The organism is Franconibacter helveticus LMG 23732, assembly GCF_000463115.2.
Taxonomy (GTDB): Bacteria; Pseudomonadota; Gammaproteobacteria; order Enterobacterales; family Enterobacteriaceae; genus Franconibacter; species Franconibacter helveticus.
Window position 1 is genome coordinate 254,198 of sequence record NZ_AWFX01000024.1, and the last position, 14,082, is coordinate 268,279.

The window sequence follows — 14,082 nt, forward strand, 5'->3', positions numbered from 1 at the left end:
CTTACACAATTTCATTTCATCCCAAACGCCCGAAAAACCACGTCTTAAGCACTTTTTGATATTTGCTTTGTCAACGACTTATTCCTTTGTGGAACTACTCATGCCAATTCGTAATTTCATTCGTTATCAAGCGCCCCCTATAGTCCCCCGTAGTCCCTGTTATTTGCGAGCCTTGCCGTTGTGGATTATCTCCCCCTTTTTGCCGCGCTGAAAAATCGCCCCGTCCTTGTTGTCGGCGGCGGCGAAGTGGCGGCGCGTAAAATTGCTTTGCTGACCCGCGCGGGCGCGCAGGTCCGGGTGGTGGCGCGCAAGCTGCACCCGGAACTGGCGGAGCTTAACGAGGCGAAAACCATCGACTGGTTCGCGCAGGCGTTTGATGAAGCGCAGCTGGATAACGTTTTTCTGGTGATTGCCGCCACGAATGACAGCGAACTGAACCGCCGGGTATATGACGCGGCGAACGCCCGTCAGCGGCTGGTGAATGTTGTGGACGATCAGCCGCTCTGTTCGTTCATTTTTCCTTCCATTGTTGACCGCTCGCCGCTGGTGGTCGCTATTTCCTCCGGCGGCAACGCGCCGGTGCTGGCGCGTCTGCTGCGGGAAAAAATTGAAGCGCTGCTGCCTGCGAACCTGGGGCGCATGGCGGAAGTGGCGGGCAGCTGGCGTGAGAAAATCAAAGTGCGGCTGACCACGACCGATGCGCGCCGCCGCTTCTGGGAGCGCGCTTTCCGCGGACGCTTCGCAAGCCAGATGGCCGCAGGCAATGAACAGGCGGCACAGGAAACGCTGGCGCAAACGCTGGCAGAGCCGGAAAGCGCCCCGGGCGAAATTATTCTTGTCGGCGCAGGGCCGGGCGATGCGGGGTTGCTGACGCTTCGCGGCTTGCAGGTGATGCAGCAGGCAGACGTAGTGCTTTATGACCATCTGGTCAGCGAGGCGGTGCTGGACCTGGTGCGCCGCGACGCCGAACGCATCTGCGTAGGCAAACGCGCCGGTTCGCATGCAGTGGCGCAGCATGAAACCAACCAGATGCTCGTCGATCTTGCGCGGGAAGGAAAAACCGTGGTGCGCCTGAAGGGCGGCGACCCGTTCATTTTTGGGCGCGGCGGCGAAGAGCTTGAGGCGGCGAAAGCGGCGGGGGTGCCTTTTCAGGTGGTGCCAGGCGTTACGGCGGCTTCCGGCGCGACGGCCTACGCGGGTATTCCGCTAACGCACCGCGATTATGCCCAGAGCGCGGTCTTCGTCACCGGGCACTACAAGCCCGACAGCGCGCCGTTCGACTGGGCATTGCTGGCGAAAAGCCGCCAGACGCTCGCTATCTATATGGGCACGATGAAAGCCGCAGAGATAAGCGAGCAGCTAATTCAACACGGCCGGGACGCTGATACGCCAGTGGCGGTCATCAGCCGCGGCACGCGGGAAGACCAGCAGGTCTTTACCGGCACGCTACAACAACTCGAGGCGCTTGCTAAACAGGCGCCGATGCCGGCTCTGCTGGTTATCGGGGAGGTGGTTAAGCTTCACCCGCAACTGGCCTGGTATCAACATTCCAACCCGACGGGGGAGTTCCGCTCTTCCGTGGTGAATCTGGCTTAAGGAAAGGTTATGGACCAAAAACGACTCACTCACCTGCGGCAACTGGAGGCGGAAAGCATCCATATCATTCGTGAAGTGGCGGCAGAATTCGCTAACCCGGTGATGATGTATTCCATTGGCAAAGATTCCAGCGTGATGCTGCATCTGGCGCGTAAAGCCTTTTACCCGGGCACGCTGCCGTTCCCGCTGCTGCACGTCGATACCGGCTGGAAATTCCGTGAGATGTACGAGTTCCGCGACCGTACCGCCAAAGCCTACGGCTGTGAGCTGCTGGTGCATAAAAACCCGGAAGGGGTGGCGATGGGCATCAACCCGTTCGTGCACGGCAGCGCCAAGCATACCGATATCATGAAAACCGAAGGGCTGAAGCAGGCGCTTAACAAATACGGTTTTGACGCCGCTTTCGGCGGCGCGCGCCGCGATGAAGAGAAATCCCGCGCCAAAGAGCGTATTTACTCTTTCCGCGACCGCTTCCACCGCTGGGATCCGAAAAACCAGCGCCCGGAGCTGTGGCACAACTACAACGGCCAGATTAACAAGGGCGAAAGCATCCGCGTCTTCCCGCTCTCTAACTGGACCGAGCTGGATATCTGGCAGTACATCTATCTGGAAAATATTGAGATCGTTCCGCTGTATCTGGCGGCAGAGCGCCCGGTGCTGGAGCGCGACGGCATGCTGATGATGATCGACGACGATCGTATCGACTTGCAGCCGGGCGAAGAGATCAAGCAGCGCATGGTGCGTTTCCGTACTCTCGGCTGCTGGCCGCTGACCGGCGCGGTGGAATCCAGCGCGCAGACGCTGCCGGAAATCATTGAAGAGATGCTGGTATCGACCACCAGCGAACGTCAGGGTCGCGTTATCGACCGCGACCAGGCAGGCTCGATGGAGCTGAAAAAACGCCAGGGTTATTTTTAAGGAGCCGTCATGAACACGACCATCGCACAACAAATCGCCAAAGAGGGCGGCGTGGAGGCCTACCTGCACGCCCAGCAGCACAAAAGCCTGCTGCGCTTTCTGACCTGCGGCAGCGTGGATGACGGGAAAAGCACCCTGATTGGCCGCCTGCTGCACGATACGCGCCAGATCTACGAAGACCAGCTCTCCTCGCTGCATAACGACAGTAAGCGCCACGGCACCCAGGGCGAGAAGCTCGACCTGGCGCTGCTGGTGGACGGCTTACAGGCCGAGCGCGAGCAGGGCATTACCATCGACGTGGCGTACCGCTATTTCTCCACCGAGAAGCGTAAATTTATTATCGCCGACACGCCGGGGCACGAGCAGTACACCCGTAATATGGCGACCGGCGCCTCTACCTGCGACCTGGCTATTCTGCTTATCGACGCCCGTAAAGGCGTGCTGGACCAGACTCGTCGGCACAGTTTTATCTCAACCTTGCTGGGCATTAAGCATCTGGTGGTTGCGGTGAACAAGATGGACCTGGTGGAGTTCAGCGAAGCGCGGTTCGAGGAGATCAAACAGGATTACCTTAACTTCGCCGCTCAGCTACCGGGCAATCTGGATATCCGCTTTGTACCGCTTTCTGCGCTGGAAGGGGACAACGTGGCGATCTCCAGTCTGAATATGGCCTGGTATACCGGCCCGACGCTGCTGGAAGTGCTGGAAACCGTAGAGATTAACCGCGACGTTGACGCGCAGCCGCTGCGCTTCCCGGTGCAATACGTTAACCGCCCGAACCTCGACTTCCGCGGCTATGCGGGCACCATCGCGTCCGGCATCGTCAAAGTGGGCCAGCGGGTGAAAGTGCTGCCGTCGGGCGTTGAATCCGCCATCGCGCGCATTGTCACCTTTGACGGCGATTTAGACGAGGCGGGCGCAGGCGAGGCGGTAACGCTGGTGCTGAAAGATGAAATCGACATCAGCCGCGGCGACCTGCTGGTTGACGCGTCGCAGAATGTGCCTGCGGTGCAGAGCGCGTCGGTGGATGTTGTCTGGATGGCGGAACAGCCCCTGACGCCCGGCCAGAGCTATGACATTAAAATTGCCGGCAAGAAAACGCGCGCCCGCGTCGACAACATTCAGTATCAGGTGGATATCAACAACCTGACCCAGCGCGTGGTGGAAAACCTGCCGCTGAACGGCATCGGTCTTGTGGATCTGACATTCGACGAGCCGCTGAATCTCGACAAATATCAGGAAAACCCGGTGACAGGCGGGATGATTTTTATCGACCGTTTGAGCAACGTCACCGTAGGCGCCGGCATGGTGCGCGAGCCGCAGGAAAATGTTTACCAGGAGCCGTCTGCCTACAGCGCGTTTGAACTTGAACTGAATCAGCTTGTTCGCCGCCACTTCCCGCACTGGGGCGCACGCGACCTGCTGGGAGGCAAATAATGGCGCAGCATGACGAAAACGTCGTCTGGCACGCCCATCCCGTTAGCGCCGAACAGCGCGAGCAACTCCACGGCCACCGTGGGGTTGTGCTCTGGTTTACCGGGCTTTCTGGTTCAGGAAAATCGACGGTCGCCGGGGCTTTAGAAGAGGCGCTGCATAAGCTTGGCGTCAGCACTTATCTGCTGGATGGCGACAACGTGCGCCACGGGCTGTGCAGCGATCTGGGCTTTAGCGACGCCGACCGCAAAGAAAACATTCGCCGCGTGGGCGAAGTGGCGAACCTGATGGTCGATGCGGGCCTGGTGGTGCTGACGGCGTTTATCTCGCCGCATCGCGCCGAACGGACGATGGTGCGCGAGCGCGTTGGCGCAGGGCGGTTTATCGAGGTTTTTGTCGATACGCCGCTTGCGGTGTGCGAGGCGCGGGATCCGAAAGGGCTTTATAAAAAAGCCCGCGCCGGAGAGCTGCGCAATTTTACCGGTATCGATTCGGTTTACGAGGCGCCGGAACAGCCGGAAATCCACCTCGATGGCCAACAATTGGTAACAAATTTGATTGCGCAATTGTTAGATATGTTGCGCCAGGACGATATCATCAAATCCTGAGACGGCGCCGGGAAGACGCTTCCCGGCATGTCAGGTCACAGGATAAGTTATGCGCAACGGCACGAATATCATCATTTCACAGGCTCAAACGCCACCTGCTGAAGAAACAACCTGGTCGTGGCCTGGCGCCGTGCTGGGGTTTATCTCGTGGCTGATAGCGCTCGGCCCGCCCTTCCTGGTTTACGGCTCTAACACGCTGTTTTTCTTTCTGTATACCTGGCCTTTCTTTCTGGCATTAATGCCCGTAGCGGTTGTGGTGGGCATCGCGCTTTACTCTCTTCTCAACGGCAAGCTCCTCTACAGCAGCATCGCGACCTTATTAACCGTCGTCCTGATGTTCGGGTTACTGTTTTTCTGGCTGATGGGCTGAGGCAAGGCTGAGCCTGCCGTTTTTCGGTGAATATGTTACAAATATGTGCAGTACGCATCTCAGTGCGTTCTGTGGTACATTCTGCCGCTGTTTTGGCGCTGCTGCTGCGCCTGGATACTGTGTCGGGCGTGGAGCCTGGCAGGAAATTATAGGATGATAAGGCCGTTTTTTCAGGGGGCGGAATGGGTAAACTAACGCTGCTATTGCTGGCTTTGCTGGTCTGGCTACAGTATTCGCTGTGGTTTGGCAAAAATGGCGTTCACGATTACTCCCGCGTCGCCGACGACGTTGCCGTACAGCAGGCTACTAACGCTAAACTCAAGGCGCGCAACGATCAGCTTTTCGCCGAAATTGACGATCTCAACGGCGGTCAGGAAGCGATTGAAGAGCGCGCGCGCAACGAATTAAGCATGACCAAACCGGGCGAAACGTTTTATCGCCTGGTGCCGGACGCTTCAAAGCGTCCTAACGGGTCAGGACAAAATAATCGCTAACCAGACTCGGGTTAACTCATGGCGCCTTCCCTTACGGACGTGATAGCCGTGGTGCCGGCTGCCGGGATCGGTAGCCGCATGCAAACGGAATGTCCGAAACAATATCTCACCATTGGTGAAAAAACGATCCTCGAACATGCGCTGGCTCCGCTGCTGGCGCATCCGCGCGTTCGCAAAGTCATTATCGCCATCAGCCCGGGCGATGAGCGCTTCGCGGCGCTGCCGCTGGCTTCTCATCCCCGCGTGCAGGTGGTGGAGGGCGGCGCCCAGCGCGCCGACTCGGTGCTGGCGGGACTCAAACAGGCAGAGGCGTGCCCGTGGGTGCTGGTGCACGATGCCGCGCGCCCCTGTCTGCATCGCGACGATCTTGAACGCCTGTTCGCGATGACTGAAACCAGTCGCGTTGGCGGCATCCTTGCCGCGCCAGTGCGCGACACCATGAAGCGCGGCGAACCGGGCAAAGCGCGCATCGCTCATACGGTCGACAGAGACGATCTCTGGCATGCGCTTACTCCTCAACTTTTTCCCCGCGAGCTCTTGCTCGACTGCCTGACGCGCGCCCTCAACGAAGGGGCCACTATCACCGATGAAGCCTCTGCGCTTGAATATTGTGGCTTTCACCCTGAGTTGATTGCCGGGCGTGCGGATAATATTAAAGTGACGCGCCCCGAAGACCTGGCGCTGGCGGCGTTTTATCTTACCCGGTTAACCCCTATGGAGAATGCATAATGCGTATCGGACATGGTTTCGACGTACACGCCTTTGGAGGCGTTGGCCCGATTATTATTGGCGGCGTCCGTATTCCTTATGAGCAAGGGCTGCTGGCGCATTCCGACGGCGACGTAGCGCTGCATGCGCTTACCGATGCGCTGCTGGGCGCTGCGGCGCTTGGCGATATCGGCAAACTCTTCCCGGATACCGACCCGGCTTTCAAGGGCGCCGACAGCCGTGAACTGCTGCGTGAAGCCTGGCGTCGCATCCAGGCCAAAGGCTATACGCTTGGCAACGTAGACGTTACGATCATCGCCCAGGCGCCAAAAATGGCGCCGCACATTCCTCAAATGCGCGTATTTATCGCCGAGGATTTAGGTTGCCATATGGAACAGGTAAACGTGAAAGCCACCACCACGGAAAAACTGGGCTTTACCGGCCGCGGCGAAGGCATCGCCTGTGAGGCGGTGGCGCTTCTGATGAAGGCTGGCGCATGATCGACGTTCATCAACTGACTTACCTGCACGGCAAGCCGCAAGGCGGCGGCGTGCTGAAGGCGAATCCGGAAGATTTTGTCGTTACGGAAGATTTAGGCTTTGAGCCGGACGGCGAAGGCGAGCATCTGCTGGTGCGCATAGTAAAAATCGGCTGCAATACGCGCTTTGTAGCGGACGCGCTCGCTAAGTTTCTCAAGGTGCATGCCAGGGAAGTCAGCTTTGCCGGGCAAAAAGATAAGCACGCGGTGACGGAACAGTGGTTCTGCGTTCGTTTGCCGGGCAAAGAGATGCCGGACCTGAGCGCCTTTTCGCTGGAAGGGTGCCAGGTACTGGAGTACGCCCGTCATAAACGCAAGCTGCGTTTAGGCGCGCTTAAAGGCAACCACTTCAGGCTGGTGCTGCGTGAAGTGACCCATCGCGAAGAGCTGGAAAACCGCTTGCAGGCCGTGCGCGACCAGGGCGTGCCGAACTATTTCGGCCCGCAGCGCTTCGGGATTGGCGGCAGCAATCTGTTGCAGGCGCAGCGCTGGGGAGAAACCGCTACGCCGCCGCGCGAGCGTAACAAACGCAGTTTTGCTTTATCTGCGGCGCGCAGCGCGCTGTTTAATCAGATTGTCAGCAACCGTCTGAAAAAAAGAGAATTTAATCAAGTTGTCGATGGCGATGCGCTACAATTAGCGGGCCGCGGCAGCTGGTTCGTCGCCACGGTTGATGAGCTGCCAGAACTCCAGTCTCGCGTCGACGCTAAAGGCTTGCTGATTACCGCCGCGCTGCCGGGCAGCGGGGAATGGGGAACGCAGCGTGAAGCGCTGATTAACGAACAACAGGCTATTGCTGAAGAGACAACGCTTCAGACGCTGCTGGTGCGTGAAAAAGTAGAAGCGGCGCGCCGGGCGATGCTCGTCTTTCCGCAGGCGCTAAGCTGGGAATGGTGGGATGACGTAACGGTCGAGCTTCGTTTCTGGCTGCCGGCGGGCAGTTTCGCCACAAGCGTAGTACGTGAACTGATGAACACAACGGGTGATTATGCGGATATTGCTGAGTAACGATGACGGGATCCACGCGCCGGGCATTCAGACCCTGGCGAAAGCGCTTCGCGAATTCGCCGATGTGCAGGTCGTTGCTCCCGATCGTAACCGCAGCGGCGCTTCCAACTCCCTGACGCTGGAATCCTCTCTTCGCACTTTCACCTTTGAAAATGGCGATATCGCCGTGCAGATGGGCACGCCGACCGACTGCGTCTTTCTTGGCGTAAACGCGTTGATGCGCCCGCGCCCCGACGTCGTGGTTTCCGGCATTAACGCCGGGCCGAATCTGGGCGATGACGTTATCTATTCCGGCACCGTCGCGGCGGCCATGGAAGGGCGGCATTTAGGTTTTCCGGCGCTGGCGGTTTCGCTCAACGGTTATCAGCATTACGACACTGCCGCTGCCGTCACCTGCACTATTTTACGGGCGCTGATGCGCGAGCCGTTGCGTACTGGCCGTATTCTGAACGTCAACGTGCCGGATCTGCCGCTCGCGGAGATTAAAGGCATTCGCGTAACGCGCTGCGGCAGCCGTCATCCTGCGGATAAAGTGATCCCGCAGGAAGATCCGCGCGGCAACACGCTTTACTGGATAGGGCCGCCTGGCGAGAAGCACGACGCCGGGCCGGGCACCGATTTTGCTGCGGTAGACGAAGGTTATGTCTCCGTTACGCCGCTACATGTGGATTTAACAGCGCACAGTGCGCATGATGTTGTCTCAACCTGGTTAGATCGCGCCGGAGTGAACGGGCAATGGTAAGCAATCGCGTTCAAACTCTTCTCAATCAATTGCGTGCTCAGGGCATACGCGACGAGCATGTGCTCGAGGCGCTTGCCCGCGTGCCGCGCGAAAAATTTATCGATGAAGCGCTTGAGCACAAAGCCTGGGAAAACGTGGCGCTGCCCATCGGCTCCGGGCAAACCATTTCCCAGCCCTACATGGTGGCGCGGATGACCGAGTTGCTTGAACTGACGCCTGACTCAAGGGTGCTGGAGATAGGCACAGGGTCAGGTTACCAGACGGCGATACTGGCGCATCTGGTGCACCACGTCTGCTCGGTTGAACGCATTAAAAGTCTGCAATGGCATGCTCGGCGCCGCCTGAAGCAGCTCGATCTACATAATATTTCTACCCGTCATGGCGATGGCTGGCAGGGGTGGCGAGCACGCGCCCCGTTTGACGCTATTATTGTGACGGCCGCGCCGCCGGAAATTCCGCCTGCGTTGATGTCGCAGCTGGCTGACGGCGGCATTCTTGTACTGCCCGTAGGGGACGAACATCAGCTGTTAAAGCGGGTTCGTCGGCGGGGAGAAGAGTTTATTATCGACACCGTGGAAGCCGTGCGTTTTGTTCCTCTGGTGAAAGGGGATCTGGCGTAATCCAGGAGTTTTTCCTGTTACTTTCAGGCGTTATCCGCGTATGGTGGGCTCATTTTGAGCCTGCTGGACGTGCAGAGCCACGGTCGTCGTAGTAGTCAATGACAGATAACAATCCTGGGGGATAAATGAGCGCGGGAAGCCCAAAATTCACAGCACGCCGGGTAGCAACAGCAACATTCATTTCACTTTGGCTGGCGGGATGCTCCTCTAACGACGCTTCGCAGGCGCCGATAAGTTCCGTAGACGGCAATAGCGGAGCGGCCGCAAGCAGCAATACCAGCAGCGGTATGTTAATTACGCCGCCGCCTAAAATGGGCGGTTCTGCCGCCGCTCCGGTTTCAGCTCCTGCGGCCACGCCGCAAATTCAGCCCGTACAGCCTCCCGTTTCGCAGCCCCGACAGGCGCAACCGGTTATCGAACAACCGGTGCAGACCGAAAACGGCCGTATTGTATATAACCGCAAGTATGGGAACATTCCGAAAGGCAGCTATACCGGCGGCAGCACTTATACCGTGAAGCGCGGCGACACCCTCTTTTATATCGCCTGGATTACCGGGAACGATTTCCGCGATCTGGCGCAGCGTAATAACGTTCCGGCCCCGTACAGCCTGAATGTCGGCCAGACGCTACAGGTAGGCAATGCTTCCGGTACACCGATCACAGGTGGAAATGCAATTACACAGGCTGATGCAACTGCACAAGGAATTGTCTCAAAACCTGCACAAAATTCCAGCACGGTGGTTGCGTCGAAACCGACAATTATTTATTCTGAGGACTCAGGTGAACAAAGTGATAACAAAATGTTGCCTGGTAACCGGAATAACACGACCGTTGTAACGGCACCGGCTACCGCGCCAACTGTTAACACAACCGCCGAACCGACAGTCAGCAGTACGTCCACCAGTGCGCCGATAGCAGCATGGCGCTGGCCTACTGAGGGCAATGTTATCGAAAACTTTTCTGCTTCCGAAGGGGGCAACAAAGGGATCGATATCGCAGGAAGTAAAGGCCAGTCTATCGTCGCCACCGCTGACGGTCGCGTCGTTTACGCCGGTAATGCTCTGCGCGGTTACGGTAATCTTATCATCATAAAACACAACGATGATTACCTGAGTGCCTACGCCCATAACGACACAATGCTGGTCCGGGAACAACAAGAAGTTAAGGCGGGGCAGAAAATCGCTACCATGGGTAGCACCGGAACCAGTTCTACACGCTTGCATTTTGAAATTCGTTACAAGGGGAAATCCGTAAACCCGCTGCGTTATTTGCCGCAGCGATAAATCGGCAAAGCATGCTTCTGTCAGGTGCTTTGCTCAGGGATCACGGGTAGGAGCCACCTTATGAGTCAGAATACGCTGAAAGTTCATGATTTAAATGAAGACGCGGAATTTGATGAGAACGGAGTAGAGGCTTTTGATGAAAAAGCCTTGATAGAAGAGGAACCCAGTGATAACGACCTGGCAGAAGAGGAGTTGTTGTCGCAGGGTGCCACACAGCGTGTGTTGGATGCGACTCAGCTGTACCTGGGAGAAATCGGTTACTCTCCTCTGCTAACAGCAGAAGAAGAAGTTTACTTCGCACGCCGCGCGCTGCGTGGTGATATCGCCTCACGCCGTCGCATGATCGAAAGTAACCTGCGTCTGGTGGTGAAAATTGCCCGTCGTTACAGCAATCGTGGTCTTGCGCTGCTGGACCTGATTGAAGAAGGCAACCTGGGCCTTATCCGCGCAGTTGAGAAGTTCGATCCAGAACGCGGTTTCCGTTTTTCAACGTACGCGACCTGGTGGATCCGCCAGACCATCGAACGGGCTATCATGAACCAAACCCGTACGATCCGTCTGCCGATTCACATTGTGAAAGAGCTGAACGTTTATCTGCGTACCGCACGCGAGCTGTCCCACAAGCTGGATCACGAGCCGAGCGCGGAAGAGATCGCAGAGCAGTTGGATAAACCGGTTGATGACGTGAGCCGCATGCTGCGTCTGAACGAGCGTATTACCTCTGTTGATACCCCGCTGGGTGGTGATTCAGAGAAAGCGCTGCTGGACATTCTGGCCGATGAAAAAGAAAACGGTCCGGAAGACACCACGCAAGACGATGACATGAAACAGAGCATCGTTAAGTGGCTGTTCGAACTGAACGCTAAACAGCGTGAAGTGCTGGCTCGTCGTTTCGGTCTGCTTGGCTATGAAGCGGCAACGCTTGAAGATGTGGGCCGTGAAATCGGTCTGACTCGCGAGCGTGTTCGTCAGATTCAGGTTGAAGGTCTGCGTCGCCTGCGTGAAATTTTGCAGGGGCAAGGGCTGAACATCGAAGCGCTGTTCCGCGAATAAGCTACGAAACGTAGTTTTCAAAAAAAGGCTGGTCATACGACCGGCCTTTTTCTTTTAGCGCCTGACCAACGGCGCCAGGCGCCTGCTTATGCCTCGCGCATCATTTTGTCGATAAGCCGGGTAAAAAGAGCCTGTTCATCGGCATTCAGCTTGCCAAGAAAGGCGGCGTCCACTGCATTCCCCTTTGGAATGGCGGCGTTTAATAACGCTTCGCCTTCTGTCGTCAGGTAAATAAACCGCCGCCGTTTATCCGCAGGGTCGCTTTCACGCCACAACAGGCCGCGGCTTTCCATGCGGCTTAACATCTCTGCAAGCGTTGCCTTGGTGCTGACGGCGGCATCCGTCAACGCCACCTGTTCAATACCAGGATGTTCATGAATAGCGCGCATCACCGCATATTGCGGCTTGGTCAATTCCGGCAGTTCACTTTGCCAGCGTGCAGTATGTTTTTGAAATAACTGGCGCAGCAGGTGAAAAGCCTCTTCACTAAGATGCATGGTGGCTCCTGTTCTTATCGTCGCTTTCCCTATCATAGCCCCTTACCTTGCGTGTTATAACCTTTGTCTTAATGTGCCAATCGTGCGGTTTTTTCCCCTCCGGGCTTGTTACCGGCAAAAAGAGAAGGTAGCCTCATTATAAATGTTCGTATACGAACAATGTTTGAGGTGAAGATGAGACTGATTATTGGCATGACAGGCGCCACCGGCGCGCCGCTTGGCGTGGCGCTATTAAAAACACTTCGGGAAATGCCGGAAGTAGAGACGCATCTGGTGATGTCGAAGTGGGCGAGAACCACCATAGAGCTGGAAACGCCTTATAGCGCCCGTGAAGTCGCTGCGCTGGCGGATGTGGCGCATAGCCCGGCGGACCAGGCAGCGACCATCTCCTCAGGATCGTTTCGCACCGACGGCATGATCGTTATTCCGTGCAGCATGAAAACGCTGGCGGGTATTCGCGCCGGCTACGCCGAAGGGCTGGTTGGACGCGCCGCTGACGTGGTGCTGAAAGAGGGACGCAAGCTGGTACTAGTGCCGCGCGAAATGCCGCTCAGCACGATCCATCTGGAAAATATGCTGGCGCTCTCGCGCATGGGGGTCGCCATGGTGCCGCCCATGCCCGCCTTTTATAACCACCCGAAAACTATCGAAGACATTACCCGCCATATCGTTGCACGGGTGTTGGATCAGTTTGGGCTTAACGATCCACAGGCGCGTCGCTGGGAAGGTTTACGCGGCGCGGTGAGTACAGATAACGCATAACAGGGGATTTACCTATGGCTTTTGACGATTTACGCAGCTTCTTAAATGCGCTGGATGAGCAAAAACAGCTGCTGAAAATAAGCGAAGAAGTACAGGCAGAGCCGGATCTGGCCGCCGCGGCCAACGCCACCGGCCGGATTGGCGAAGGCGCGCCCGCGCTCTGGTTTGATAACATTCGCGGTTTTACCGATGCGCGGGTGGTCATGAACACCATCGGCTCGTGGCAAAACCACGCCATTTCACTCGGGCTTGCGCCTACGACGCCGGTAAAGCAGCAGATTGCTGAATTTATTCGTCGCTGGGATAAATTTCCGGTTACGCCGGAGCGCCGCGACAATCCGCCGTGGGCAGAAAACAGCGTCGACGGCGATGCCATCAACCTGTTCGACATTCTGCCTCTGTTCCGCCTGAACGACGGCGACGGCGGTTTTTATCTCGATAAAGCCTGCGTGGTGTCCCGCGATCCGCTCGATCCCAACCATTTCGGCAAGCAAAACGTGGGCATTTACCGCATGGAGGTAAAAGGCAAACGCAAGCTCGGCCTGCAACCGGTGCCGATGCATGATATCGCGCTGCATCTGCATAAGGCCGAAGAGCGGGGCGAGGATCTACCTGTTGCCATTACGCTTGGCAACGATCCTGTTATTACCCTGATGGGCGCAACGCCGCTTAAATACGATCAGTCGGAATATGAAATGGCCGGGGCGCTGCGGGAAAGCCCCTATCCCATCGCCACTGCGCCGCTGACGGGCTTCGATGTACCCTGGGGTTCTGAAGTGATCCTGGAAGGGGTAATTGAAGGGCGCAAACGTGAAATTGAAGGGCCGTTCGGTGAGTTTACCGGCCACTACTCGGGCGGACGCAACATGACGGTTGTGCGCATAGATAAGGTGTCGTACCGCACGAAGCCGATTTTCGAATCGCTCTACCTCGGCATGCCGTGGACTGAAATCGACTACCTGATGGGCCCGGCTACCTGCGTGCCGCTCTATCAGCAGCTCAAAGCGGAATTTCCTGAAGTGCAGGCTGTGAACGCGATGTACACCCACGGCCTGCTTGCCATCATATCCACCAAAAAACGCTACGGGGGTTTTGCCCGCGCCGTAGGGCTTCGCGCCATGACCACGCCGCACGGGCTTGGCTATGTGAAGATGGTGATTATGGTGGATGAAGATGTCGATCCGTTCGATCTGCCGCAGGTGATGTGGGCGCTCTCTTCTAAAGTGAACCCGGCAGGTGACCTGGTGCAATTGCCGAATATGTCGGTGCTGGAGCTTGATCCTGGCTCAAGCCCGGCGGGGATCACCGATAAGCTCATCATCGACGCCACGACGCCGGTTGCGCCGGATAACCGTGGCCATTACAGCCAGCCGGTGAAAGATTTGCCGGAAACCGCGCAGTGGGTGGAAAAACTCACCGCTATGCTCGCTAACCGTAAATAAGGAGAGGGA

At 57.2% G+C, this 14,082-nt stretch carries 16 protein-coding genes; 15 read left to right on the top strand and 1 reads right to left on the bottom strand.

Annotated features, from left to right (window positions below):
* Window positions 1-180: 180 nt before the first annotated feature.
* From cysG to rpoS, 13 genes are all read left to right on the top strand, one after another.
* Window positions 181-1,596: a siroheme synthase CysG gene (cysG, locus tag DW56_RS07455; protein ID WP_024551269.1), complete on the top strand. Its 1,416-nt coding sequence runs from the start codon at window positions 181-183 to the stop codon at window positions 1,594-1,596.
* 9 nt (window positions 1,597-1,605) lie between these two features.
* Window positions 1,606-2,514 (top strand): sulfate adenylyltransferase subunit CysD, encoded by a 909-nt coding sequence (gene cysD, locus DW56_RS07460; protein ID WP_024551268.1) that lies wholly within the window; start codon window positions 1,606-1,608, stop codon window positions 2,512-2,514.
* A gap of 9 nt (window positions 2,515-2,523) precedes the next feature.
* Complete coding sequence (cysN, locus tag DW56_RS07465; RefSeq protein ID WP_024562048.1) at window positions 2,524-3,951, top strand: sulfate adenylyltransferase subunit CysN; 1,428 nt, start codon at window positions 2,524-2,526, stop codon at window positions 3,949-3,951.
* A complete protein-coding gene (gene cysC / locus DW56_RS07470; protein ID WP_024551662.1) occupies window positions 3,951-4,556 on the top strand; it encodes an adenylyl-sulfate kinase in 606 nt (201 codons plus the stop codon). The genes cysN and cysC overlap by 1 nt, the downstream gene beginning before the upstream one ends.
* 49 nt (window positions 4,557-4,605) lie before the next feature.
* Complete coding sequence (locus tag DW56_RS07475; RefSeq protein WP_024551663.1) at window positions 4,606-4,926, top strand: DUF3561 family protein; 321 nt, start codon at window positions 4,606-4,608, stop codon at window positions 4,924-4,926.
* A gap of 182 nt (window positions 4,927-5,108) precedes the next feature.
* Window positions 5,109-5,420, top strand: a complete 312-nt coding sequence (ftsB, locus tag DW56_RS07480) for a cell division protein FtsB (RefSeq protein ID WP_024551664.1) — start codon at window positions 5,109-5,111, stop codon at window positions 5,418-5,420.
* 18 nt (window positions 5,421-5,438) lie between these two features.
* On the top strand, window positions 5,439-6,149 hold the full coding sequence (gene ispD, locus DW56_RS07485) for a 2-C-methyl-D-erythritol 4-phosphate cytidylyltransferase (RefSeq protein WP_024551665.1): 711 nt from the start codon (window positions 5,439-5,441) through the stop codon (window positions 6,147-6,149).
* Window positions 6,149-6,628, top strand: a complete 480-nt coding sequence (gene ispF / locus DW56_RS07490; RefSeq protein WP_024551666.1) for a 2-C-methyl-D-erythritol 2,4-cyclodiphosphate synthase — start codon at window positions 6,149-6,151, stop codon at window positions 6,626-6,628. Before ispD ends, ispF begins: the two co-directional genes overlap by 1 nt.
* Window positions 6,625-7,674 (top strand): tRNA pseudouridine(13) synthase TruD, encoded by a 1,050-nt coding sequence (gene truD, locus DW56_RS07495; protein ID WP_024551667.1) that lies wholly within the window; start codon window positions 6,625-6,627, stop codon window positions 7,672-7,674. The genes ispF and truD overlap by 4 nt, the downstream gene beginning before the upstream one ends.
* Window positions 7,655-8,416 carry a 5'/3'-nucleotidase SurE gene (gene surE, locus DW56_RS07500; protein WP_024551668.1) on the top strand — a complete coding sequence of 254 codons (762 nt, stop codon included), beginning with the start codon at window positions 7,655-7,657 and terminating at the stop codon, window positions 8,414-8,416. Before truD ends, surE begins: the two co-directional genes overlap by 20 nt.
* Complete coding sequence (locus DW56_RS07505; protein ID WP_024551669.1) at window positions 8,410-9,036, top strand: protein-L-isoaspartate(D-aspartate) O-methyltransferase; 627 nt, start codon at window positions 8,410-8,412, stop codon at window positions 9,034-9,036. Before surE ends, DW56_RS07505 begins: the two co-directional genes overlap by 7 nt.
* A gap of 125 nt (window positions 9,037-9,161) precedes the next feature.
* Complete coding sequence (gene nlpD / locus DW56_RS07510; protein WP_024551670.1) at window positions 9,162-10,319, top strand: murein hydrolase activator NlpD; 1,158 nt, start codon at window positions 9,162-9,164, stop codon at window positions 10,317-10,319.
* Between the two features lie 60 nt (window positions 10,320-10,379).
* On the top strand, window positions 10,380-11,372 hold the full coding sequence (gene rpoS / locus DW56_RS07515) for an RNA polymerase sigma factor RpoS (RefSeq protein WP_024551671.1): 993 nt from the start codon (window positions 10,380-10,382) through the stop codon (window positions 11,370-11,372).
* Window positions 11,373-11,458: 86 nt separating this feature from the next.
* On the opposite strand, the gene DW56_RS07520 is transcribed toward rpoS, so the two are convergent.
* Window positions 11,459-11,869 (bottom strand): MarR family winged helix-turn-helix transcriptional regulator, encoded by a 411-nt coding sequence (locus DW56_RS07520; protein WP_024551672.1) that lies wholly within the window; start codon window positions 11,867-11,869, stop codon window positions 11,459-11,461.
* Window positions 11,870-12,043: 174 nt separating this feature from the next.
* On the opposite strand from DW56_RS07520, the gene DW56_RS07525 reads away from it, so the two are divergent.
* Both DW56_RS07525 and DW56_RS07530 read left to right on the top strand, forming a co-directional pair.
* Window positions 12,044-12,631 (top strand): non-oxidative hydroxyarylic acid decarboxylases subunit B, encoded by a 588-nt coding sequence (locus DW56_RS07525; protein WP_024551673.1) that lies wholly within the window; start codon window positions 12,044-12,046, stop codon window positions 12,629-12,631.
* A 14-nt stretch (window positions 12,632-12,645) separates the two neighbouring features.
* Complete coding sequence (locus DW56_RS07530; RefSeq protein WP_024551674.1) at window positions 12,646-14,073, top strand: non-oxidative hydroxyarylic acid decarboxylases subunit C; 1,428 nt, start codon at window positions 12,646-12,648, stop codon at window positions 14,071-14,073.
* The last annotated feature ends 9 nt before the right edge of the window (window positions 14,074-14,082 follow it).